Origin of the sequence: Streptomyces gobiensis (assembly GCF_021216675.1) — a bacterium.
Taxonomy (GTDB): domain Bacteria; phylum Actinomycetota; class Actinomycetes; order Streptomycetales; family Streptomycetaceae; genus Streptomyces; species Streptomyces gobiensis.
The window spans coordinates 2,743,194-2,765,321 of record NZ_CP086120.1 but is presented as its reverse complement, the minus strand read 5'-3'; the positions used below and the strand labels follow the sequence as shown (position 1 = coordinate 2,765,321).

The 22,128-nt window shown below is 69.7% G+C and carries 20 protein-coding genes; 4 read left to right on the top strand and 16 right to left on the bottom strand.

All coding sequences use genetic code 11. The features are described 5' to 3' along the window. Nucleotides 1-6: 6 nt before the first annotated feature. The 3 genes from test1122_RS12765 to htpX all read left to right on the top strand — a co-directional run bounded on the left by test1122_RS12765 (nucleotide 7) and on the right by htpX (nucleotide 2,492). Nucleotides 7-939: an LLM class flavin-dependent oxidoreductase gene (locus test1122_RS12765; RefSeq protein ID WP_232269290.1), complete on the top strand. Its 933-nt coding sequence runs from the start codon at nucleotides 7-9 to the stop codon at nucleotides 937-939. A gap of 2 nt (nucleotides 940-941) precedes the next feature. After that, on the top strand, nucleotides 942-1,502 hold the full coding sequence (gene pspAB / locus test1122_RS12760; RefSeq protein ID WP_232269289.1) for a PspA-associated protein PspAB: 561 nt from the start codon (nucleotides 942-944) through the stop codon (nucleotides 1,500-1,502). An 87-nt stretch (nucleotides 1,503-1,589) separates the two neighbouring features. Further along, nucleotides 1,590-2,492 carry a zinc metalloprotease HtpX gene (htpX, locus tag test1122_RS12755; protein WP_232269288.1) on the top strand — a complete coding sequence of 301 codons (903 nt, stop codon included), beginning with the start codon at nucleotides 1,590-1,592 and terminating at the stop codon, nucleotides 2,490-2,492. A gap of 8 nt (nucleotides 2,493-2,500) precedes the next feature. Here htpX and test1122_RS12750 read toward each other — a convergent pair whose 3' ends face one another. Genes test1122_RS12750 through test1122_RS12730 form a run of 5 tightly spaced genes read right to left on the bottom strand, consistent with a single transcriptional unit; the run spans nucleotide 2,501 to nucleotide 7,575 of the window. Then, nucleotides 2,501-2,977: a hypothetical protein gene (locus tag test1122_RS12750; protein ID WP_232269287.1), complete on the bottom strand. Its 477-nt coding sequence runs from the start codon at nucleotides 2,975-2,977 to the stop codon at nucleotides 2,501-2,503. Between the two features lie 24 nt (nucleotides 2,978-3,001). Then, nucleotides 3,002-3,985, bottom strand: a complete 984-nt coding sequence (locus test1122_RS12745) for a MerR family transcriptional regulator (RefSeq protein ID WP_232269286.1) — start codon at nucleotides 3,983-3,985, stop codon at nucleotides 3,002-3,004. A 4-nt stretch (nucleotides 3,986-3,989) separates the two neighbouring features. Continuing rightward, on the bottom strand, nucleotides 3,990-4,892 hold the full coding sequence (locus test1122_RS12740; protein ID WP_232269285.1) for a metal-dependent hydrolase: 903 nt from the start codon (nucleotides 4,890-4,892) through the stop codon (nucleotides 3,990-3,992). A 41-nt stretch (nucleotides 4,893-4,933) separates the two neighbouring features. Further along, nucleotides 4,934-6,715 carry an SDR family oxidoreductase gene (locus test1122_RS12735; RefSeq protein ID WP_232269284.1) on the bottom strand — a complete coding sequence of 594 codons (1,782 nt, stop codon included), beginning with the start codon at nucleotides 6,713-6,715 and terminating at the stop codon, nucleotides 4,934-4,936. Further along, on the bottom strand, nucleotides 6,712-7,575 hold the full coding sequence (locus test1122_RS12730) for a M24 family metallopeptidase (RefSeq protein WP_232269283.1): 864 nt from the start codon (nucleotides 7,573-7,575) through the stop codon (nucleotides 6,712-6,714). The genes test1122_RS12735 and test1122_RS12730 overlap by 4 nt, the downstream gene beginning before the upstream one ends. Nucleotides 7,576-7,926: 351 nt before the next feature. Between test1122_RS12730 and test1122_RS12725 the strand changes: the two genes are divergently transcribed. Continuing rightward, nucleotides 7,927-8,631, top strand: coding sequence for an SDR family NAD(P)-dependent oxidoreductase (locus test1122_RS12725; RefSeq protein WP_232269282.1), 705 nt, complete (start codon nucleotides 7,927-7,929; stop codon nucleotides 8,629-8,631). Nucleotides 8,632-8,641: 10 nt separating this feature from the next. Here test1122_RS12725 and test1122_RS12720 read toward each other — a convergent pair whose 3' ends face one another. The 11 genes from test1122_RS12720 to test1122_RS12670 all read right to left on the bottom strand — a co-directional run bounded on the left by test1122_RS12720 (nucleotide 8,642) and on the right by test1122_RS12670 (nucleotide 22,127). Then, nucleotides 8,642-10,093, bottom strand: a complete 1,452-nt coding sequence (locus test1122_RS12720) for a dihydrolipoyl dehydrogenase family protein (RefSeq protein WP_232269281.1) — start codon at nucleotides 10,091-10,093, stop codon at nucleotides 8,642-8,644. Then, nucleotides 10,075-10,935 (bottom strand): ATP nucleotide 3'-pyrophosphokinase, encoded by an 861-nt coding sequence (locus test1122_RS12715; RefSeq protein ID WP_232269280.1) that lies wholly within the window; start codon nucleotides 10,933-10,935, stop codon nucleotides 10,075-10,077. The genes test1122_RS12720 and test1122_RS12715 overlap by 19 nt, the downstream gene beginning before the upstream one ends. A gap of 96 nt (nucleotides 10,936-11,031) precedes the next feature. Then, nucleotides 11,032-11,754 carry an ABC transporter permease gene (locus tag test1122_RS12710; protein ID WP_232271890.1) on the bottom strand — a complete coding sequence of 241 codons (723 nt, stop codon included), beginning with the start codon at nucleotides 11,752-11,754 and terminating at the stop codon, nucleotides 11,032-11,034. A 71-nt stretch (nucleotides 11,755-11,825) separates the two neighbouring features. Next, nucleotides 11,826-12,743, bottom strand: a complete 918-nt coding sequence (locus test1122_RS12705) for an ABC transporter ATP-binding protein (RefSeq protein ID WP_232269279.1) — start codon at nucleotides 12,741-12,743, stop codon at nucleotides 11,826-11,828. Beyond that, on the bottom strand, nucleotides 12,740-13,663 hold the full coding sequence (locus tag test1122_RS12700; RefSeq protein WP_232269278.1) for an ABC transporter permease: 924 nt from the start codon (nucleotides 13,661-13,663) through the stop codon (nucleotides 12,740-12,742). The genes test1122_RS12705 and test1122_RS12700 overlap by 4 nt, the downstream gene beginning before the upstream one ends. Continuing rightward, nucleotides 13,650-14,651 carry an ABC transporter ATP-binding protein gene (locus tag test1122_RS12695; protein ID WP_232269277.1) on the bottom strand — a complete coding sequence of 334 codons (1,002 nt, stop codon included), beginning with the start codon at nucleotides 14,649-14,651 and terminating at the stop codon, nucleotides 13,650-13,652. Before test1122_RS12695 ends, test1122_RS12700 begins: the two co-directional genes overlap by 14 nt. A gap of 613 nt (nucleotides 14,652-15,264) precedes the next feature. Next, on the bottom strand, nucleotides 15,265-16,068 hold the full coding sequence (locus tag test1122_RS12690) for an HAD family hydrolase (RefSeq protein WP_232269276.1): 804 nt from the start codon (nucleotides 16,066-16,068) through the stop codon (nucleotides 15,265-15,267). Further along, the gene (gene serS / locus test1122_RS12685; protein WP_232269275.1) at nucleotides 16,065-17,342 is read right to left on the bottom strand and encodes a serine--tRNA ligase; all 1,278 of its coding nucleotides are present in this window, start codon (nucleotides 17,340-17,342) and stop codon (nucleotides 16,065-16,067) included. The genes test1122_RS12690 and serS overlap by 4 nt, the downstream gene beginning before the upstream one ends. Nucleotides 17,343-17,908: 566 nt before the next feature. Then, entirely contained in the window at nucleotides 17,909-18,838 is a 930-nt protein-coding gene (gene pheA, locus test1122_RS12680; protein ID WP_232269274.1) for a prephenate dehydratase, read from the bottom strand. Nucleotides 18,839-18,880: 42 nt separating this feature from the next. Beyond that, complete coding sequence (gene efeB, locus test1122_RS12675; protein WP_232271889.1) at nucleotides 18,881-20,149, bottom strand: iron uptake transporter deferrochelatase/peroxidase subunit; 1,269 nt, start codon at nucleotides 20,147-20,149, stop codon at nucleotides 18,881-18,883. Nucleotides 20,150-20,174: 25 nt separating this feature from the next. Continuing rightward, nucleotides 20,175-22,127 carry a copper resistance CopC/CopD family protein gene (locus test1122_RS12670; RefSeq protein WP_232269273.1) on the bottom strand — a complete coding sequence of 651 codons (1,953 nt, stop codon included), beginning with the start codon at nucleotides 22,125-22,127 and terminating at the stop codon, nucleotides 20,175-20,177. Between the last annotated feature and the right edge of the window lies 1 nt (nucleotide 22,128).

Sequence of the window (22,128 nt, the reverse complement as noted above, 5' to 3'; positions counted from 1 at the left end):
GACCGCATGGCTTCGTTGCGACTGAGTACCGTCATCCTCCCCGTACGGCGCTGGGCCGAGGGCGGCAGGGACCGCTGGCAGCGGGCCGAGGAGCTGGGATTCCACACCGCGTACACCTACGACCACCTCTCCTGGCGCGTCCCCTTCCGAGACGGCCCCTGGTTCGGCGCGTTGCCGACCCTGACCGCCGCGGCGACGACGACCGAGCACATCCGCCTGGGCACCCTGGTGACCTCCCCGAACTTCCGGCATCCGGTCACCCTCGCCAAGGAGCTGCTGTCTCTCGACGATATCTCCGGTGGCCGGATCACGCTGGGCATCGGCGCGGGCGGCGCCGGCTTTGACGCCACAGCGCTGGGGCAGGAGGCCTGGACACCGAAGGAACGGGCCGACCGCTTCGGGGAGTTCGTGCCGCTGCTCGACCGGCTGCTGTCCCAGGACGTCACCTCGTTCGAGGGCGACTTCTACTCCGCACACGAAGTACGCAACATCCCCGGCTGTACGCAGCGCCCCCGGCTCCCCTTCGCCGTGGCCGCCACCGGGCCACGTGGTTTCCGGCTGGCCGCCCGGCATGGCCAGGCGTGGGTGACCACCGGTGATCCGAAGGCCCGGGAGAGCGGCGACCCGGCGGACTCGCTCGCCGCGGTCGGCCGCCAGATCGACCGGCTGGGCCAGGCCTGCGTGGCGGCGGGCCGCGACCCCGCCGAGCTCCGGAAGATCCTGCTCACCGGCTTCAACCCGGAGCGGCCGCTGGACTCGGTCAGCGCCTTTGTGGATATCGCGGGGGCCTACGCCGAGCTGGGCATCGACGAGATCGTGCTGCACTGGCCGCTGCCCGGCACGGTCTTCGACGCCGATGAGCGGGTCTTTGAGAAGATTGCCCTGGACGGCCTGGCCCAACTGACACAGCAGGGCCAACTGACGGAGCAGGGGAGCTGACCATGGGGTTTCTGGACACGCTCTTCGGCCGTAAGAAGCCCGTCCGCCCCGACCTCGACCGGCTCTTCGCCCTGCCATCGGCCGCCATCACCCTGCAGACGGGGGGCGGCTTCACCCCCACCGGGCTTGGCTCGGTCTGCTTCGCCAGTGTCGAGGGCGGCGCCTTCGACCGGCTCCAGCAGGATGTGCGGGGGCTGCTCGACTCCGTGGAGTTCAGCCGGGACCAGTACGGCTACACCTGGGTGCTCTCCCGGCACACCCCCGATGACATCGCGTCCCTGGTCAATGACCTGCACGCGGTCAATACGTTCCTTCAGGAGGGCGGCTTCGGCCCGCAGCTGCTCTGCTCCCTCATCGCCTTCCAGGACGACCGGGGCCGCTCGCTGGGCCTGGTGTATCTCTACAAACGCGGTACGTTCTACCCCTTCGCCCCCGAGCCCCGGGGCGGGGAGAAGCGGGACAACGCGCTGGAGCTGCAGATGCGGAGCCTGCTGGCGAACGACCTCCCGGTCGAGCAGGACCTGAGCCGCTGGTTCCCGGTCTGGGGAGCCCCCGGCCTGTAGACGTGCTCCCGCAGACGTACTGACGCAGAGGCACTGACGCCACCCAAACAGGACAAGGCGGTACAGTCCAAAGAGGAGGCGAGACGCATGGCACGGACCCGATACGCACGGGATCGCGGGCTCACAAGCCGCATGGTGACCACGATGTTCCTCATCGGGCTGCTGTACGTGGTCTTCATGGGTGTGCTGCTGGCCGCGTTCCCCGACATCTGGCTGCTGATCCTGGTCTTCACCGGCGGCCTGTTCATCGCGCAGTTCTGGTTCAGCGACCGGATCGCCGCCTACAGCATGGGCGCCCGCGAGGTCACCCGCGAGCAGGCGCCTGAGCTGCACGCCGCCATCGACCGGCTGTGCGCGATGGCCGATATGCCCAAGCCCCGCGTGGCGATCGCCAACTCCGATGTCCCCAATGCCTTCGCCACCGGACGCAGCCAGGAAAAGGCCCTGGTCTGCGCCACAACGGGGCTGCTGCGCCGACTGGACCCGGAAGAGCTGGAGGGCGTTCTCGCCCATGAGCTCTCCCATGTCGCCCACCGTGATGTGGCCGTCATGACCTTCGCCGCCTTCCTGGGCGTCCTGGCCGGGACGATCACCCGGATGGCGCTGTGGAGCGGTCTGATGCGCAGTGGCCGTCACAACAACCAGACCGCGATCCTCGCACTGCTCATCCCGCTGATCAGCGCCGTCGTCTACGTGATCAGCTTCCTGCTCACCCGGCTGCTCTCCCGCTACCGTGAGCTCTCCGCCGACCGTGGCGGCGCGCTGCTCACCGGCAAGCCCTCGGCCCTGGCTGCCGCCCTCACCAAGATCACCGGGCAGATGTCCCAGATCCCCACCCGCGATCTGCGTCAGGCGGAACCGTTCAACGCCTTCTTCTTCGCCCCGGCCTTCTCCGGCAAGTCGATGAGCCGGCTGTTCGCCTCCCACCCCACGCTGGAACAGCGCCTGGACCAACTGGGCCGTATCTCCCGCGAACTGGGACGGCCCTGAGGGTCCGCTCAGCGGTCCGGCGCCGAACGCTGCGTCCTCACTGGCCACAGCGGTGAAGCGAGGACGTAGCGTTCGGCGCCGGAGGCGTGCAGCAGGGCCAGCATGATGACTTCGCGGTCGTCGTCCACGCGGTCGCGCACCCACACCTGGCGGCCGAAGGGGCGGGCCTCGATGCGCAGGGTCCGGCCGGCGGCGGTGAACTCGATGAAGCGGCGCCGGGCGCGTAGCGACTGCCGGGCGGTGACGGTCAGCTCCTCGCCGCGTAGATCACCGTGCAGGGTCCGGGTCGCCGCCGCGCCGGGGTAAGGGGCGGCGATATCCCACAGCTCGGCGACCACATCGTCGCCCTCGAAGAGCTTCCAGTCCTGCCAGCCCCCCGCTCTGGCCTCGGGGGTACGGGTGGCGCTCGGGGACCGTCGCAGGGTGAACTCCCGCTCTCCCAGCAGCACGGTGGTCGGCGTTCGCGGCGGCAGGTCGGTCCTCACGCCTGGGAAGAGGGGTTTGGGTCCTTATGGGTTCCGGCTGGGGGCTGCCTTCCCTGCCGCGGTGGTGCTGGTTTCGGGGGAAGAACTCTGCTGGGTGAGCTTGTCCATGGTGCGGGCCTGTACTTCCCGTTCGGTAGCGGCCGTGATGAAGGCGGCGATATCGCCCTCGCCCACCAGGTCACGGACCGCGCGGACCGTCTCCGGCGGGAGGGGGACCGGCCGCGGGGCCGGGGACGGGGGGATGGCGTGCAGATGGTGGCGCAGGTGCTGGGCGGCCAGGGTGCGCATGGCGCGGGCCAGTTCGGCGTCGACGGTCTGCTGGGCGAGCGGGCGCAGCCGGCGGACCAGAGCCGCCGCCTCGGCCGCTTCCGTGTCGGTGTGGAGGTGGCCCAGATAGCGGGCGAAGACATGCTCCTGGGTGAAGTCCAGAAAACGGGCGGCGATGTGCTCGACCTGGGTACGCAGTTCGCGCAGATGCTCGGTGACGGCGAGCAACGGCACCCCGGCCGCGTAGAGCTCGGCGGCTACCGCCAGCTCCTGGGGGCTCGGTACCAGAAACTCGTCCGGGCGGTCGGGGACGGGGACGAGCACACCCAGCGCCACCGCCTCGGCGACCGCTTCGTCGTTGTGCTCGCCGCCGAAGCTGGCGTCCAGGTCGGCGCGGGTGACGCGGTCCGGGGACTCATCGGTCCAGGGGCCGTCGACCTCGGCGACCAGGCCCAGCACCCCGCCCAGGCCACGGCCGTTGTCCCAGGCTTCCAGGAGCTCCTTGATGCTGGCCAGGGTGTAGCCGCGATCCAGGAGATCCGCGATCTGGCGCAGCCGGGACAGATGGGTGTCGTCGTAGACATTGGCCCGGCCGCGGCGCTGTGGCTTGGGCAGCAGTCCGCGGTCCTGGTAGGCGCGGATCGTACGGACCGTGGCACCGCTGTGGTGCGCCAGATCCTCAATGCGGTACTCGGCGCGGTGTTCGGCGCGGTACTCGGCGGCGGTCGTGGGTTCGGTCATGGGTTCACACAGCCTTGCGGGTGATGGCGCCCGCGGCGGCGCGGGCCGCTGGGGAGGTCGCCAGATACTCGACGGCTTTGCGCAGCGAGCCTTCTTGCGAGGGGTGGTAGGAGCGGCGGAAGTAGCGCGGTATCGCCGTGAACAGCTCGCCCCAGGTGGGCAGCAGGCCCTTGGCCACTGCTTTGTTGTGCTCACGCAGTGAGTAGCGTAGTCGGCCCGCCAGTTGGGGATCGTGGCGGATCAGGTAGGACGCTCCCCAGATCCAGAGCCACAGGAGGATGGGGGCGGTGACCACCATGCCCTCGATCCGGCGGGCATAGCGGGCCAGACCATCGCCGCCGCAGTGCTCGTACATATCGAAAGCGACATGCCGGTGCTCAACCTCCTCGGCGCCATGCCAGCGCAGCAGATCGAGCATGACCTCGTCCGAGTCCGCCCGGTCCAGGCCCTCGGCGTGCAGCACCCAGTTGCCCAGCACGGCCGTGAACTGCTCGATGGCCGCGATCAGTGAGAGCCGGAAGCGCAGCCACTCCCTGGGCGGCACAGGCACGCTGAAGGGCGGGGTCTCGCCCAGCAGCTTCTCGAAGAGGAAGTCGATGTGCTGGGTATACGGCCGGGTGTCCAGCCGCTGCGCCGCCAAGAGGTCCAGTACATAGGAGTGCTGGACGCTGTGGGTGGCCTCCTGGCCCATGAAGCCCTTGACGTCCTTCATCAGCTCCTCGTCACGGACGAGAGGCAGGGCCTCTTTGAACACCTTGACGAACCACCGCTCCCCTGCGGGGAGAAGCAGATGGAGGACGTTGACGACATGGGTGGCGGTGGGCTCGTCCGGTATCCAGTGCAGTGGGGTCCGCCGCCAGTCGAAAGAGACCCGGCGGGGCGTGATGGTGTAGTGGTCGTCCCTCATGGAGTGTTTCTCCTCCTGCGTCGCAACGCGGGCGGCCCGCCCTATACCGGTGGTTTGACGCGGGCTATCGCCCGCAGCGCGCGCGGTGAGAAGCGTGACAGCAGGTGGGCCCCGCGAGCCTCCGGGGTGACCGGGACGACCGCCTGGTTGCGGACGACGGCGCGCAGTACCGCGTCGGCGACCTTCTCCGGCGGGTAGTTCCGCATTCCGTAGAGGCGGGAGGCCTTGGCCTGGCGGCGCTTCTCCTCCTGCTGGTTGACGCCCGTGAACCGTGCGGTGGCGGTGATGTTCGTATTGACGAAGCCGGGGCAGATCGCGGAGACACCGATGCCCTGTCCGGCCAGCTCGGCGCGCAGACACTCGCTGAGCATCAGCACGGCGGCCTTGGAGGTGCTGTAGGCGGGCAGATCGCGGGAGGGCTGATAGGCGGCGGCCGAGGCGGTGTTGACGATATGGCCGCCCTGGCCGCGCTCGGCCATCTGCTTGCCGAAGAGGCGGCAGCCGTGGATGACGCCCCACAGATTGACATCGAGGACTTTCCTCCAGTCCTCCGCCGTGGTGTCGAGGAAAGACCCGGAGAGCCCGATTCCGGCATTGTTTACCAGCACGTCCAGCACCCCGTACTCGGCGGCGACCTTGTCGGCCAGCTTCTCCATGGCCTGCTCATCGGTGACATCGACGGCCTCGCCCCACGCGTCGGGGGCGCCGATCAGCCGCGCCATATCGGCCGTACGGGCCGCGCCCTCGGCGTCCCGGTCGACGGCGATGATGCGCGCCCCCGCTTCGGCGAAGGAGAAGGCGGTCGCCCGCCCTATGCCGCTGGCGGCCCCGGTGACCAGCACCAGCTGACCGCCGAACCGGTCCGCGTAAGCGCCGGTGGCCAGCGTCTCACGGGCCGGGCCCGTGCCTGCCCGCCAGTCGGTGGCCGTGATGAACTCATGGATCCAGGAGGCCAGCTGGTCCGGGCGGGTACGCGGCACCCAGTGTTTGGCGGGCAGCGTGCGGCGGGTGAGCTGGGGTGTCCACAGCTCCAGCTCGTCGTAGAGCTTCGGGGAGAGGAACATATCCCCGGTCGGGGTGATCAGCTGTACCGGCGCGTGGGCGTAGGCGTCGGCACGGGGGCGGAAGAGCCGGGCACGCACATTGTCCCGGTACAGCCAGGCGCCGTGCGCGGCGTCGGTGGGCAGTGACGCGGTGGGATAGTTGTTGTCCGCGGGGACCTTCTCCACTCGCCGCAGGAGCTTCGGCCAGTGCTTGCCGAGCGGGCCCTTCCAGGCCAGCTCGGGCAGTACCGGGGTGTGCAGCAGATAGACGTACCAGGACTTGGCGCCCTGGCCGAGCAGCTGGCCCACCCGGCGTGGGGTGGGGCGCACCATCCGCTTCCTGAGCCAGTGCCCGAAGTGGTCGAGGGACGGCCCGGACATGGAGGTGAAGGAGGCGATACGGCCCTCGGTGCGCTTGACCGTGACGAACTCCCAGGCCTGCACGGAGCCCCAGTCGTGCCCCACCAGATGTACCGGCTGGTCCGGGGAGACGGCGTCGGCGACCGCCAGGAAGTCATCGGTCAGCTTCTCCAGCGTGAAGCCGCCGCGCAGGGGCTTGGGCGCGGAGGAGCGGCCACAGCCGCGTACGTCGTACAGCACGACATGGAAGCGGTCCGCCAGGCGCTGAGCGACCTGCGACCAGACCTCCTTGGAGTCCGGGTAGCCGTGCACCAGCACCACCGTCGGCTGCGTAGTGTCGCCCATCTCGGCGACGCACAGCTCAATACCTTCCGGGGTCCGAACCCAGCGCTCCCGCGCACCCTTGAGTTCCGTGCTCATGCGGCCTTCTCCTCCTGCCAGCGCCGCACATGCGGCAGATCGTCGTCCAGCCAGAAGGCGCTTTCCCCGGGATCCTTGGAGTCGGTGACGACCAGGATCTCCTCGAACTTGGCGCCGGTGCCCCGGAAGCCGAGATGGGGCTCGACCGCCCACAGGCCGGGCTGCGGTGGATGGTCGGAGAACTTGTACGGGCTCCACAGCGGGGACCAGCCTTCCCGGTGACCGTGCAGGGCGTCGCTGGCCAGGCCCTTCAGCGACTGGGTGCCAAAGCCGAAGAGCGTGGGTGACCAGCGGCGGGGCTTGACCCGGTCCACCTTGTGCGCGATGACGCCGAAGGGATACGCGCGGTGCCGGTTGGCGTAGCCCTGCCGTGTCATCAGCCGCTCGACGTCCTCGTAGATCTCACGCAGCGAGCGGCGCTCGCGCACCTCGCGCAGGATCAGCTCACGGTGCGCCTCCAGGTCGGCGAGCAGCCGGTTGTGCACCGGGTTGAGGCCGAGGCAGCCGGAGTATCCGATGTCCGCGGTATAGCCCCGGTAGACCGGGGCCATATCGAGGATGAACGGCATGCCCGGCTCCAGCCGCCGATTGGTGGGGAAGAACTGCAGCGGGATCTTGAAGCCGGTGAAGGCGGTGCGGTCGCCGAACCAGGCGAACGGCAGGTGAAACCAGTCCCGTACGCCGCGCTCGCGCAGATACTCGCGCTGCATGCGCGCGGCCTCGCGCTCGGTTACGCCCGGTGCCAGCTGGGCGGCGACCGCCTCCGCGCACTCATAGCTGAGCCGCTGCACCTCCCGGAAGCCCTGGAGATCGGCTGAGGCGGCTTGGGCGGCTTGGGCACCTTGGGCAGCTGAAGACATGGCCATCCGTCCCGTCGCGGGTAACTTGACACTGACGAATGTGACAACGCCACGTGGCTACGTCAAGAGCTCTGCACAACCTGTGGATACCCCAGGTAACCCAAGTGTTGTGGGCAGTCGTTCCGCAAGGCGTGGGGGCACCTCCCAGACGAAGTCTGGGGGAGGGTGGGCACAACACCGGCCACCGGCCTGCACCCGGGGTAAACCCGGCACCCCGGGGTAAACCCGGCACCCCGGGGCGGAACCCCGCCGCGCGGTGGAGCCGCGCATCGGCACAGCCGGGGGCCTGCCCCGAAACGGGGAGGGCCGGGGTGCCGGGGTATCGCCCCCGGCCAGGGTTACGCTCCCGCTATGACACGCACGGTAGTGATCAGCGGCGGCGGCACAGACATCGGCCTGGCCACAGCCCGATGCTTCGTGGCCGACGGCGACCAGGTGCTGCTCATCGGGCGGCGCACCGAGCCGCTGGAGCGGACGACCGGCGAGGTCCCTGGCGCGGTGCCCCTCGCAGCCAATCTGGCGACGGTCGAGGGCACCCGGGATGCCGCCCGGTTTATCGCGGATGAGCTCGGCGCGGTGGACGTCCTGGTGCACACCACCGAGCCGGAGCCCGGCGGCCTCGCCGAGCAGGGCCCCGACCGGGATCCGGTCTCGGTGGCCGCACACGACTGGACGGTGAACTTCCAGCTCAACACCCTTACGGCCGTACTCCTCACCGAGGCACTGCGCGACCGGCTCGCCTCCCCGGGCGGCCGGGTGCTCTTCCTCAGCTCAACCGGATCAGGCGCCTACGCGGCGAGCAAGGCCGCACTGCACCCGTATGCCTTCGGCCTGGCACGGCAATTGAGCCACCGGGGCATCACCGTCAACCTCGTATCGCCGGGCCCCAGGGAGACGGACGGCGAGGCGGGTGGCGAGGCGGATGGTGGTGGGCCGGGCGATGTGGCGGAGACCCTGCACTGGCTGGGTTCGCACTCGGCCGGGCACATCACGGCGCAGGTGATCCAGGTCAACGGCGCCGCGCTGCGCGGCCACTCGTCAGCCGCCAGCGGATAGCCCCAGGTCTTCACCCCCGGTACGCCTCCAGCAGCCGCAGCCAGATCTCGCTGATCGTCGGGAAGGCGGGAACCGCGTGCCAGAGCCGTTCGACCGGCACCTCACCGGCCACCGTCACGGTCGCCGAATGCAGCAGCTCGCTGACCCCGGGCCCCACGAAGGCGGCGCCGACCAGCACCTCCCGGTCCAGGTCGACAACCATCCGGGCCTGTCCCCGGTAGTCGTCGCCGTACAGCCCGGCGCCCGCCACCTGGCCCAGCTCGACGTCGACCGGGCGGGACCGGATGCCCTGGCGCTGTGCCTCCTCATTGGTCAGCCCGACCGCGGCGGCCTCCGGAATGCCGAAGACCACCTGGGGCACGGCCACGATGTCCGCCGTCGCCACATGGGCGCCCCAGCGGTCGGTCTCCAGCAGCGGCACACCCTGGGCACGGGCGACGATGGCCGCACCCGCGATCCGGGCCTGGTACTTACCCTGGTGGGTCAGCAGCGCACGGTGGTTGACGTCGCCGACCGCGTAGAGCCAGCCGCCGTTCACGCCGGTCACCCGGCAGGTGTCGTCGACCGTCAGCCAGCTGCCCGGTTCCAGGCCGATGGTCTCCAGTCCGATGTCGTCGGTGCGCGGTGCCCGGCCGGTCGCGAAGAGCACCTCGTCCGCGATCAGCTCCGCCCCCTGCGCCCCTGTCCCCGCCGTCCGGCCGGACAGCCGCAGCGTCACCGGGCCCTCCGGTGTCGCACGCCGCACCTCGGCCACGGAGACTCCCCTCCTGACCTCCACCCCGGCTGCCGTCAGCCCTTCCCGGACCAGCTCACCGACGAAGGGCTCCATCCGGGGCAGCAGCCGGTCGCCGCGCAGCAGCAGGGTCACCGCCGAGCCGAGGGACTGCCAGGCGGTGGCCAGCTCCACACCGACCGGGCCGCCGCCCACCACCGCCAGCCGGGCGGGGACCCGCTGGGCGGCGGTGCCCTGCCGACTGGTCCAGGGCTGGGTACGGTCCAGGCCCGGCAGCTCGGGCAGCGCCGCCCGGCTGCCGGTGCATACGGCCACCGCGTGCCGGGCGGTCAGCAGCCGCTGGACGCCCTCCGGGGTCTCGACGATCACCCGGTACGGACCGTCGATCCGGGCGTGGCCGCGTACGAAGTCGGCGCCGGTGGAAGAGATCCAGCGCAGCTGCCCCTCGTCGTCCCAGTGCGCGGCGAACTCATCGCGCCGGGCCAGCACCGCCGCCGCGTCGACCTCCCCGGTGACCGCCTCCCGGGCACCGGCGACCTGGCGGGCCTCGGTCAGCGCGGTGACCGGCCGCAGCAGCGCCTTACTGGGCATACAGGCCCAGTAGGAACACTCGCCGCCGGCCAGCTCGCTCTCCACGATGGCCACGGACAGTCCGGCGGCGCGGGCCCGGTCGGCCAGGTTCTCCCCTGGCGGTCCCGCGCCGAGCACGATCACGTCATAGAGGTCCATCCCGTCATGATGGCCCAGGCGGCGGGTGTGGGCACTCGGGCCGGTCGGCGGGGCTCCGGCGGGCCGAGGTCGTCGGCGCCCTCGGGTACCGGGACGGCGGCGAAGATACGGCCCTGCTCTTCCCGCAGCTCCGCCACTCGCTCCGGCGGGGTGCTGGGCAGCCGCTGCTCCTCGTAGAGCGGATGGGTGTCCACGGTGGCCTTGTGGCTGGCCGGGGTGTGGAACTGCACCTCGTACTTGTGCGCCAGCTTGGGATCGCGCCAAGCGGAGTTGATGGCCTTGTAACTGGTCCGGTTCTTCCAGGTGTTACGCCACCGGATGTTCTCATGCCGCCAGCCGGAGAGGGTGGCTGCCGCGGTCCGTACGCCCTCGGTGTACCGCTCGTCCGGCCACTGGAAGGTATAGCGGACCGAGTCATTGATGTCGTCAAGTGCCTCGTGCACGCTCTGGTGGGGATCCGCCGTCAGCCAGGTGGCGACCTTGCGCTTCAGCGAGTCCGGCGTCTTGAGGCGCTTGTCGAAGCCGGTCAGCTCGGCGCCGCTCCACGCGGCGGCCGCTTTGATCTGCGGGCTGATCTCCTTCTCGGCCCGCTTGGCCTGGTCGATGAAGTCGTCAACGGCCCTGTTGTCCGCGGAGTTCAGCCGCAGGCCGTCCTTCTCCCAGCCGTCATCGGCTGGCTGATAGGGGCTGTGCGCGACGGGGCCGCCCGGCTGGGCCACGCTCACGGCGGCGGCCCCCTGGACGGAAGCCATGCTGAGCGCGGCGGCGAGGGCGGCCCCGGTCACGACACGGGCAGTACGGCCAGTACGGCCGGTACAGGCGGCCTGAAAGGTGAACGTCATCGGGGAAGCCCCATTCGCTGGTCCGGCCATTGCGCGGCGTATAACGGCGCACGGATTCAGCGTGTAACGGGGCTTACGCCCGATGGCTGTTTCTGGTCACTCCTCCCCGGCCAGGGTCAGCACCCCGAGCTTCCGCCCGGCGTACCAGGTGCCCACGACGGTCACCAGCACCAGCAGCACCGCGGCAGCCGGCAGGCCGACTTCGGGGTCGATGTTCACTCCGCTGCCCACCACCTTGTCGGCGAGCGCCAGCGACCACTGCTGCACGCTGAGCGCTCGGGCGCCCGCCACCAGATTGCCGACCAGGGCCTCCCAGACCAGGGCATAGACCAGACCGAAGATCACCGCGTGCCGGGTGACCGTGCCCAGCAGCAGGAAGATGGCGCTGTAGGCGATGGAGGCGACAACGGCGGCGATGGTGAAGGCGATAGCGATCTGCTGGCTGTTGCCGACCAGAATCAAGCCGGCGATCAGCATCGGAACCGCTGAGAAGGCCATGGTGATGCCGATGGCGACGGTCAGCTTGGTGAGGATGATCGTGGCCCGCCGCACCGGCTTGGCCAGCAGATAGACGATCGAACCATCATCTATCTCCGGGCTGATCGCACCGGTCCCGGCGACAACGCCGATCAGCGGCACCATCGTGGCGAGCGCGAAGCCGCTGAGCAGTCGGACCGCCACCGCGTCGTCGGCGGCGCCGAAGCCGCGTACGGCAATGGCGATCAGGAGAAGCAGCGCGGGCAGCGCACAGAGGATCAGTGCCCGGCGGCGGCCGAGCAGGGCCCGGTAGGTGAGCCGGGCGACGGTGGGGTCATACACCGAGAACGCCGAAGACACCGGAGACGCTGAAGACGCTGAAGACGCCGAAGACATCGCGAAAGGCTCCCTTACTAGGCGGTGACGAGGTAGGAGAAGACGGACTCCAGGGACTCATCCGAGGGGGAGACCGTGAGGAGCCGGATGTCATGGGCGCGGGCGATGCGCGGCAGTTCCTGGGTGAAACGGTTGAAGTCGATGGCTTGGACGCGCAGTGCCCGCTCGCTCCAGTCGAGTTCGATACCGGCCGTGCAGGGATCGGCGATCAGCGCGGCCGCCAGGGCCCGGTCGTCGGTGGAGCGTACGAGATAGCGGTGCGGGCGGTCCGTCATCAGTCGGCGGATCTTGCGGAAGTCGCCGCTGGCGGCGTGCCGTCCGGCGACGACCACCTCGATGTGGGAGGCGAGCTGTTCGACCTCCTCCAGAATGTGCGAGGAGAACAGGACCGTACGTCCCTCATCGCCCATCCGCCGCAGCAGCTCCATCAGCTGCATCCGCTGGCGTGGGTCCATGCCGTTGAACGGCTCGTCCAGCAGCAGCACGGAAGGGTGGTGGACCAGGGCCGAGGCCATCTTGACGCGCTGCCGCATGCCCTTGCTGTAGGTGGAGATCCTGCGGTCCTGCGCGTACTCCATCTCCACCGTCGCCAGGGCGCGCCTGGCTGAAGCACCGGGGTCGGGCAGACCGTGCAGCTCGGCGTTGGCCAGGACGAACTCCTCACCGGTGAGGAAGTCGTACATCGCCTCCCGCTCGGGGACGAGGCCAATCTCCTTGTAGACCTGCTCATCGCGCCAGATCGTGGTGCCATCGAGGGTGACGGTGCCAACGGAGGGGGCGAGGAAGCCGCCCATCATATTGATCAGCGTGGACTTGCCCGCGCCATTGGGGCCGAGCAGTCCGGTGACACCGGGGCCGATGTCCATCGTGATGTCGTTGACGGCGACGACATTCCCGAACCAGCGGGAGACATGGTCGATACGGATGGTGCTCACAGGCCCGCCTTCCGGTAACGGCGCATCAGCACGGCATACGCGCCAAGGGCCAGGGCGAGGGTTACGAGGAGATAGCAGATCCCGGCGGCGTGGCTGGGCACGAGCTCGCCGGGGAATTCGGACGTCCCGTTCAGGAACTTCGTCTGGAGGCCCGACATCAGGGTGCCCGGCGAGGCGAGGCCCAGCCAGCTGACGGCACTGGCCGCGCCCTGCTCCCAGGCGATCCACTGCACCGTGGTGACCGCGAAGTAGGGGATGGTCAGCACCGCGATGATCGCGGCGACACCGAAGCCACGGCGCGGGGTGAGCGCGGCGATGACCAGGCCGATCCCGGCGTAGAGGACGGAGAGCACGGCCACCGAAACAAGCCCCAGGGCCAGCCCCTTGGTCTGGGTGGCGAAGCCCAGCTTGGCCAGCAGCCCGCCCGCGTAGAGCACGACGAGGGGCGTGGCGGTGAAGATGAACAGCGCCGAGGCCATCGCCGCGTACTTGGCCAGCACATAGTCGACACGCTCAAGGGGCCGGGAGAAGTAGAGCGGGACGGTGTGGAAACGCAGATCACGGGAGACGGACTGCGGTGCCATTCCGGCGAGATACAGACCGATGAGCGGCCCCGTATAGAGCGCGTAGTCGGTGTACTTCATCGGCAGGTCCTTGGCGTTCGTCGCCACGGCGACCGCGACCACGATCAGGACCGGCACGACCATCACGCCGAAGAGAACCATCGGCAGCGCCTTGGACCTGGCCGACCGGCCGAGGCCGTAGGCGCCGCGCAGGGACTGCGCGAACAGCGACCGCTGGACATAGCCGCGGCCGAGCCGGGCGCCCTCGTAGTTGCGGTAGCCGATGTTGTGGATGCTGGCCCCGTTGGTACCGCCGCGCTCGGCGACGGCCGTTGGGGTGGCCTCAGGCTGCTGCATCGCCGGTGCCCCCTTCCCGGTCGGTCTGGTCGGTCCCATCAGTACGGTCGGTCTGGAAGACCTCGGCGATGCGATGGCGGCGCTGCTCCATCCGGACCAGGCCGAGGCCGAGGTCCGCTATCGCGTCCCGGACGGTGTCGTACGCGGTGTCGTCGATGAGGTCCACCAGCAGGATGTGCCCGGCGCCGGGCGCGTCATCGGCCACCGCGCCGGAGGGCTGAACCCGCAACCCGGCCTCGTCCAGCGCCGCGCGCAGTGCGGCGGTGCCGTCGGGGTGGGCGTCGGTATCGGTCACCTCCACCGCGAGGGACGCGGTGGCCTGGGTGAAGTCGGCGGTCGATGAGGAACGCAGCAGCTTGCCGCCGTCGATGACGACAACATGGTCGCAGGTGCGCTCCAGCTCACCGAGCAGATGCGAGGTGACCAGGACCGAGATGCCGAAGTCGGTGTGGACACGGCGGATCAGGCCCAGCATGTCGTCGCGGCCGACCGGGTCGAGGCCGTTGGTCGGCTCGTCGAGCAGGACCAGCTTGGGGTCGTGGACGAGCGCCTGGGCCAGCTTGACGCGCTGCTTCATACCGGTCGAGTAGCCGCCGATGGGGCGGTATCGCTCCTCATAGAGGCCGACATGGCGCAGCGTGTCCGCGGTGCGTTCCCGGGCGGCGGTGGGTGGCAGCCCGGACATCCGCGCCATATGGACGACGAACTCGGTCGCCGACACATCGGGCGGCAGACAGTCGTGTTCGGGCATATAGCCGACCTGCTCCCGGATGGCGGAGCCGTTGTCACGGACATCCAGACCGAGGACGCTGGCGTTGCCCTCGGTCGCCGGGGAGAGCCCGAGCAAGATCTTGATCAGGGTTGATTTACCGGCTCCGTTGGCACCCACCAGGCCGGTCACGCCTGGTGTGATGTCGACGGTCAGCCGGTCGAGCGCGGTCACCCGGGGGAACCGCTTGCTGAGGCTTTCGGTCGCGATCACAGTCACGTGGTTGACGGTAGTGGTGCGGGGCACATGTGGCGTCAGCCCGAGCGGCTGTATCCCTCTCACCCTCAGGTCGTACGCCCCCGTAGGGGCCTCGCCCCCAGGGAGGGCTCCCCCTGCCGGGGCTCCGCCCCGGGGGTCTCCCTGTGCCCAACCCTTCCCGGCTGTACGGCTACGGGGGTGCCGTGGGTGGGTGTCCCCGTATCCCTCCCCCAGCTACCTCCCCCAGACTTCGTCTGGGAGGTGCCCCCAGGAGGTGCCCCCACCTTCCCGGCTGCACCGATATGCGGCTCCGCCGCGTGCGGGGGCTTCGCCTGGCGCGGGGGTGGGTTCCCCCAATTCCCGCCCCTTCCCGGAACCGGGGCTTTGCCCCGGGGCCCCGGGGTGGTCTGGTGCGGGCCGGTGGCCGGGTGTTGTGCCCACCAAGCGTCGCGAGCTCCGCCCCGGGTTGGCCGGAGCGTTGTGGCTGGTGTGGGTGGGCGGTTGCGTAGCAGGGTGGGCCCACGCCCCTCGCGGGGCTGGGGGCACCTCCCAGCGTTAGCTGGGGGAGAGTGCCCACAACACTCGGCGGGGCGGTGCCCACAACGGGTTTGGGGAGACCCTCCCGGGGTGCTGGTCAGCTGGGGAGCAGGCGTTCCAGGGTGTGGGCGATGCCGTCGTCCTCGTTCGACTTCGTCGTCTCGTCGGCGACAGCCAACAGCTCCGGATGCGCGTTGGCCATGGCGACACCACACCCCGCCCAGGCGAACATCGGGATGTCGTTCGGCATATCGCCGAAGGCGATCGTCGCCTCCGCGCGGATGCCCAGCCGACGGGCCGCCAACGACAGCCCAGTCGCCTTCGACAGACCCAGCGGCAGCAGCTCAACGACGCCCTCACCCGCCATGGTGACGCCGACCAGATTCCCGGCGACATCGCGGGCGGCCCTGGCGAGGGCGTCGTCGTCCAGCTCCGGGTGCTGGAGATACAGCTTGTTCAGCGGCGCCGCCCACAGCTCCGCCGGGTCCCGCAAGGTCCGTACCGGCAGCGGGCCGTCCTGGACCCGGTACCCCGGGCCGACCAGGACGTCGCCGTCGAGGCCGTCCCGGGACGCCGCCAGGGCCAGCGGCCCGACCTCCGCCTCGATCTTGGCCAGTGCCAGCCCGGCCAACTGCCGGTCCAGCGTGACCGAGGTCAGCAGCCGCTGCTCACCCGCGTGGTAGACCTGCGCACCCTGGCCGCAGACGGCCAGGCCCTGGTATCCCAGGTCGGCCAGGATGTGCTTGGTCCAGGGCACGGCACGCCCGGTCACCACGATATGCGCGGCGCCCAACGCCGTAGCGGCGACGAGCGCGTCACGTGTGCGCCGCGAGATCGTCTCGTCGCCGCGCAGCAGCGTGCCATCGAGGTCGGTGGCGACCAGACCGTAAGGGAAGTTCACTTGGCGACCGGTTCCAGCAGCTCGCGCCCGCCGAGATACGGCCGCAGCAGCTGCGGCACCCGCACCGAGCCGTCCGGCTGCTGGTGGTTCTCCAGGAGCGCCACAATCGTGCGCGGCACCGCGCAGAGCGTGCCGTTCAGCGTGGCCAGCGGCTTGACGTGCTTGCCGTCGCGCATCCGGATGGACAGCCGCCGCGCCTGGAACTCATTGCAGTTCGAGGCGGACGTCAGCTCGCGGTACTTGCCCTGGGTCGGGATCCACGCCTCGCAGTCGTACTTGCGCGAGGCCGAGGAGCCCAGATCACCGGTGGCCACATCGATCACCTGGAAGGGCAGCTCAAGCCCGGTCAGCCACTGCTTCTCCCACTCCAGCAGGCGCAGATGCTCGGCCTCGGAGTCATCCGGGTCGACATAAGAGAACATCTCGACCTTGTCGAACTGGTGGACGCGGAAGATGCCCCGGGTGTCCTTGCCGTATGAGCCCGCCTCGCGGCGGAAGCAGGGCGAGAAGCCCGCGTAGCGCAGCGGCAGCCGGTCGGCCTCGACAATCTCGTCCATGTGATACGCGGCGAGCGGGACCTCGGAGGTGCCGACCAGGTAGTAGTCGTCCTTCTCCAGGTGGTAGACGTTCTCGGCGGCCTGGCCGAGGAAGCCGGTGCCCTCCATGGCGCGCGGCTTGACCAGCGCCGGGGTCAGCATCGGGGTGAAGCCCGCCTCGGTCGCCTGCGCGATCGCGGCGTTGACCAGGGCCAGCTCCAGCAGGGCACCGACACCGGTCAGGTAGTAGAAGCGGGAACCGGACACCTTGGCGCCGCGCTCGACATCGATCGCGCCCAGCAGCTGGCCGAGCTCCAGATGGTCCTTCGGCGTAAAGCCCTCGCTCGCGAAGTCGCGAACGGTACCGATGGTCTCCCGCACGGTGAAGTCCTCTTCCCCGCCGACGGGGACTTCCGGGTGCACCAGATTGCCGAGCTGGAGCAGCAGCCGCTGGGTCTCCTCGGCGGCCTCGTCCTGTTCGGCGTCTGCGGCCTTCACCGCGGCGGACAGCTCGCCCGCCTTCTTCAGCAGCTCGGCCTTCTCGTCGCCGGTGGCCTTCGGGATCAGCTTGCCGAGCCGCTTCTGCTCGGAGCGCAGCTCATCGAAGCGGACGCTGGATGACCTGCGCCGCTCATCGGCGGCAAGGAGCGCGTCGACGAGCTCGACATCCTCTCCTCGGGCGCGCTGGGACGCGCGCACACGGTCGGGGTCCTCACGGAGCAGGCGAAGGTCAATCACCGTTCCAGGGTATCCCTGCCCCTGAGTGGGGCAGGAGTGGGCCGGAGCGGGGTGCAGAGCTTTTGCAGCTCTTTGTCTTTTTTGCCCGGTTTGCTGGGCTTTATTGATTCAGTGAAATGTTTGGGGTCAATCAATTCGGCAATGCCACTAAAATGGGGCACACTGGGTAGCGAGGTGGACTGATCTGGCCTGTGGGGGGCGGGAGTTGGCCTGACTTATCCACAGCGCCTGTACCCTCCCCCATGAGTTATCCACAGGGTCGTGGGGGGAGCTGTGGAAGTTAGGGAAGATCGTTCCGCGGGATTTGCGCGGGGCGGTGAAATCCCTATTCAAACCCCCGATTCCCACTCATTCGAGGGGGTTTACCTCACCCCAAAGGGTTGGTCGAGGGAATGAAGGTGACAAAGGTCAACCTTCTCCTCTGTGGACGGCTCTCGGCCCGAGTGCGGATTTGTCGACAGCGTCAGGCTCAACTGTCGACTTGTGCACAGGTCGGCATCCACCCTGTGGATAACTTTTTTAAGTAGCGCTGGGCAGTGGTGCTGGGCAGTGGTGCTGGGCAGTGGTCAGCCCCGGCCGTCCAGGCAGCGCATCACCCAGTCCGCTGCTTCCGTGAACTCCGTGTCCGTTGTTCCGGCGCGCAGTGTGGGCCGCACGCCGTCGGCGCGCGGATACGAACCCAGGAAGCGGACCTGCTGGCATGCCCGCTTCAGGCCCATCAGCACATCGCCCACCCGGCGGTCCTGGATGTGCCCCTCGCAGTCCACCGAGAAGCAGTAACGCCCGATTCCCTCACCCGTTGGCCGCGACTCGATCCGCATCATGTTGACCCCGCGCGAGGCGTACTCCTGCAGCAGCTCAAGGAGCGCACCGGGGTGGTCCTCGCGCAGCCACATCACCACCGAGGTCTTGTCCGCCCCGGTCGGAGCCGGTGGACGGGCCGGGCGGCCGACGAGTACGAAACGGGTCACCGCGTTCTCGGCGTCGTGGATATCGGTGATCAGAGCCTCAAGGCCGTAGGTCGCCGCCGCGAACTCCCCCGCGAACGCCGCGTCATAGCGGCCCTCCTGCACCAGCCGGGCGCCGTCCGCGTTGGATGCCGCCGACTCCCACAGCGCGTTCGGCAGGTGCGCCGCCAGCCAGCCGCGCACCTGCGGCTGGGCGACCGGATGCCCGGTGACCGTCTTGATCTCTTCCAGGCTTGTCCCGGGCCGTACCAGCAGCGCGAAGGTGATCGGCAGCAGCACCTCGCGGTAGATCATCAGCGGCTCGCCGGAGGCCAGCTCATCGAGGGTCGCGGTGACACCGCCCTCCACGGAGTTCTCGATCGGTACGAGCGCGCCGGCCGCTTCCCCGGCGCGTACGGCATCGAGCGCGGCCGGCACCGACACCATCGGCACCAGTTCACGGGTGGCGGCTTCGGGCAGCGTACGGAGTGCGGCCTCGGTGAAGGTCCCCTCGGGACCCAGATAGGTGTAGCGGCTCGCTGGTGACATGCGACAACAGTAGTCAGAGGTGACCTGGGGCGTCCTCTGGTCTCAGCTTTCGAGCAGCCGCTGGCCGACGTACTCGCCCTCGCCCGCGCCGCCCGGAACGGCGAAGAGCGCACTCGTCTCGTGGCGGATGAAGCGGGACAGCGCGTCGCCCCGGTCGAGCTTGCGCTGTACCGGGACAAAGCCCTTCAGCGGGTCCGCCTGCCAGGCGATGAACAGCAGCCCGGCGTCCGGGGCGCCATCCGGCAGAAAGCCGTCGTGGTACGAGTACGGCCGCCGGAGCATCGCCGCACCGCCGTTGGTCTCCGGGGCCGAGATCCGGGCATGGGCGTCGACGGCGATGGCCAGCTGGCCGTCCTTGCCGCGCTTCGCCAGATCGAGCGGAGTGGTCTCGGTGCCTCCGGACAGCGGTGCGCCATCGGACTTACGGCGGCCGATGGCCTTCTCCTGGGCGGCCAGTGACTGCTGGTCCCAGTCGTCCAGCAGCATCCGGATGCGGCGTACGACGGCGTATGAGCCGTTTCTCATCCAGGTTGGATCGCCATCGCGCGGCACGAAGATCCGCTCGGCGAAGTCCTCATCCGACTCCTTGGGGTTGTTGGTGCCGTCGATCTGACCCATCAGATTGCGGGCGGTCATGGGCTTCGCCGTGGCCCCGGGGGCACGGTTGAAACCGTTCATCTGCCAGCGGATACGGGCCGTATCGCCGCTCTCGCGCTGGAGCGCGCGCAGTGCGTGGAAGGCGACGAGGGCATCGTCGGCGCCGATCTGAAGCCAGAGGTCGCCGTTTGATCGCTTGGGGTCAAGGGCGTCATTGGAGAACTCGGGGAGTGGGGCGAGCGCGGCGGGGCGCTGGCTGGTGAGCTTCGTACGGTCGAAGAAGCTGGCGCCGAAACCGAAGGTCACGGTGAGGGAGGCCGGTCCGGCGTCGAGGGCGATGCCGGTGTCATCCGTCGGCACCTTGCCCGCCATGAGCTGTTCGGCCGTCTTCGACCAGCGCCGTAGCAGCGCGGCGGCCTCCTTACGGCCCGCGCCCGGCGCCAGGTCGAAGGCGAGCAGGTGGCCGTGCGCCTGCTGGGGATCGGTGATGCCGGGCTGGCGGGTGCCGTGGAAGCCGATGGCACTCGTCCCGACCGTGGTCAGCGCGGTGGGGGTGTCGCCCTGGGCGGTCGCGTGGCCGAGTGCGCCGCCCGCCGCGCCCAGCGCTATGCCGGTGGCGCTTGCCGCGCTGACGGTACCGAGGAGGCGGCGTCGGGAGAGGGTGAGGTCGTTGTCTGTGCTGTCGTTCACGCTGTCGTTCATGCCGTCGTTCATGCCGTTGTTCATGGGGAGCTTCGCTTCAGCCGATCTTTACGTTCTTGGTCTCGGTCACCTGGTCGATGTCCGAGGTACGGATGGTGACGGCGATCTCCCACTCACCGGGTATGGGGAGCTGAACGCCGTCCGCCCGCCAGCGGCGTTTGTCCTTCGCCACTGGTCCGGGCGTGACCGGGAGCGGGCCGATGTTCTTGTCCGGGAGGGTGAAGGCGACCTTTATCTCGGCCGCGTCCACATCGGTCCGGACGTCGAGGGAGTTGTCGCCGGAACGGCCCGGGTCGAGTTTGAGCTGCGCGGTGCCCTTGCCCTCGGGGCCGCCGGTGTCGAAGGGGACGGACAGGGAAACCGGCCGGTCGGGCACGGCGGTGGTGGCGCCGGGGCTGGCCGCGCGGGCGGCTTCCACGGTCCGCGCGGGCTCGGTGCTGGTGAGCGCGGTGGCCACGGCGAGCAGTACGACGGCTACGGCGGTCTCGGCCAGCACGGAACGCCGCAGCCCGGCGCGCTCCGGGTCTGCGTCCCGGTTCCGTTTGCGGCGGGCGGCTGCCACGGCGGTCCGCTGCCGGGCGAGCTGCGCGGCGCGCTCGGGGTCGGGGTCGGTGTCGGGGTCGGCGGTGGGGGTGGGGGTGGGGGTTTCCTGGTCGGCGTCGCCCGGTGTGTCGTCGTCAGCGGTGGCGGTGGCGGTGGCGGTGGCGGTGGGCGGCACTTCCGCCAACCGGGCCGTCCAGCGGCGGGAGAACCACGCCATGCCGACCAGCAGGCCCACCAGGGCGGCCTTGACGATAAGGAGTTGGCCGTACGACGTGGAGGTCAGGGCGGACCAGCTGCCGACTTGGCGCCAGGACTGATAGAGGCCGGTGGCGGCAAGGACCAGCACGCTGCCGAACGCGAGGCCGGAGAAGCGGCGGACAGCGGTACGGGGCACGGGCGGGCCCCAGTAGAGGGTGCTGACGAGGGCAGCCAGGCCGCCGAGCCAGCAGGCCACCGCGAGAAGATGCAGAACATGGGAGGGCATGGCGATGCCGGACTGAATACCGGCGGAGGCGTGCTCGGCCATGGCCCAGGTCGCGCCGAGTCCGGTGGCGATCACTGTGCCGCCGATGGCGAGGCCGAAGAGCAGATCCCGGCGGTCCTTCTCCTCGCGGTGCCCGGTGGTCTCGCCGTGCCGGGCGGTGAGGGTGCCGAAGAGCACCGAGACAAAGAGCGCTGCCACCGCCAGGAGCAGCAGGCGGGAGACCAGCGCCGCGCCCGGCTTGGTATCCAGCACGGATTTCAGCCCGGTCAGGTCGAACGCGTCGGACAGCGCGCCAGTGGTCGTATAGGGGTGGCGGAGCAGCAGCATCGTCAGGGTCGCCGCTGTCAGCGTCGCCCAGCCGGTGACCACCAGCCGCTGGATGGGCCGGGTTTGTCCACCTTGGCGCCAGCAGCCGAGTACGAAGGCCGCGCCGCCGGTGAGCAGGATGAAGCCGGTGTACGCGGCGTAGCGGGCCACACCGTAGAGGGCGCCGACGGTGCCGCCGCCGACTGTCTGCTCGGGGAGGTCGACGGTGGTCTTGGAGGGGGCGCCGATGGAGAAGGTGAAGGCACCGGAGATGGGGTGGCTGTCGGCGGAGACGGCCTGCCAGGCGACGGTGAGGGTGCCGTCGGGTGCCTCGGGCCGCAGTGTGACACCGTAGGTGATGACGGAGCCGCTGCCCAGGTCCTCCTGGAGTTCGCCGGTGTCGACGCGTTTCCCGTCCGGGTCGAGGACCCGGATGGAGTCATCGGACATGGCGACCTTCTCCGAGAAGGTCAGGGTGACCGTGTCGGGTGCTGTGGCCACCACCGATCCCTGCGCCGGGCTGCTACCGGTCAGCGCGGCGTGCGCGGCGGCGGGGGTGGCGCTGCCGAACACGCTGAGCACCGCGATGAGCAGTACGGCCGCTGTTGCCGCTGTGAGCGGCAGCCGTACTACGGCGCGGGGGGCGGTGGTGGCCATC

Bases quoted from the DNA above. Each gene is read 5' to 3' on its own strand.
- efeB (WP_232271889.1), bottom strand. From the start codon at position 20,149: ATGAACGACGGCATGAACGACAGCGTGAACGACAGCACAGACAACGAC.
- pspAB (WP_232269289.1), top strand. From the start codon at position 942: ATGGGGTTTCTGGACACGCTCTTCGGCCGTAAGAAGCCCGTCCGCCCC.
- test1122_RS12670 (WP_232269273.1), bottom strand. From the start codon at position 22,127: ATGGCCACCACCGCCCCCCGCGCCGTAGTACGGCTGCCGCTCACAGCG.
- test1122_RS12740 (WP_232269285.1), bottom strand. From the start codon at position 4,892: ATGAGGGACGACCACTACACCATCACGCCCCGCCGGGTCTCTTTCGAC.
- test1122_RS12730 (WP_232269283.1), bottom strand. From the start codon at position 7,575: ATGTCTTCAGCTGCCCAAGGTGCCCAAGCCGCCCAAGCCGCCTCAGCC.
- test1122_RS12700 (WP_232269278.1), bottom strand. From the start codon at position 13,663: ATGCAGCAGCCTGAGGCCACCCCAACGGCCGTCGCCGAGCGCGGCGGT.
- test1122_RS12735 (WP_232269284.1), bottom strand. From the start codon at position 6,715: ATGAGCACGGAACTCAAGGGTGCGCGGGAGCGCTGGGTTCGGACCCCG.
- pheA (WP_232269274.1), bottom strand. From the start codon at position 18,838: ATGTCACCAGCGAGCCGCTACACCTATCTGGGTCCCGAGGGGACCTTC.
- test1122_RS12725 (WP_232269282.1), top strand. From the start codon at position 7,927: ATGACACGCACGGTAGTGATCAGCGGCGGCGGCACAGACATCGGCCTG.
- test1122_RS12745 (WP_232269286.1), bottom strand. From the start codon at position 3,985: ATGACCGAACCCACGACCGCCGCCGAGTACCGCGCCGAACACCGCGCC.
- htpX (WP_232269288.1), top strand. From the start codon at position 1,590: ATGGCACGGACCCGATACGCACGGGATCGCGGGCTCACAAGCCGCATG.
- test1122_RS12715 (WP_232269280.1), bottom strand. From the start codon at position 10,935: ATGACGTTCACCTTTCAGGCCGCCTGTACCGGCCGTACTGGCCGTACT.
- test1122_RS12765 (WP_232269290.1), top strand. From the start codon at position 7: ATGGCTTCGTTGCGACTGAGTACCGTCATCCTCCCCGTACGGCGCTGG.
- test1122_RS12720 (WP_232269281.1), bottom strand. From the start codon at position 10,093: ATGGACCTCTATGACGTGATCGTGCTCGGCGCGGGACCGCCAGGGGAG.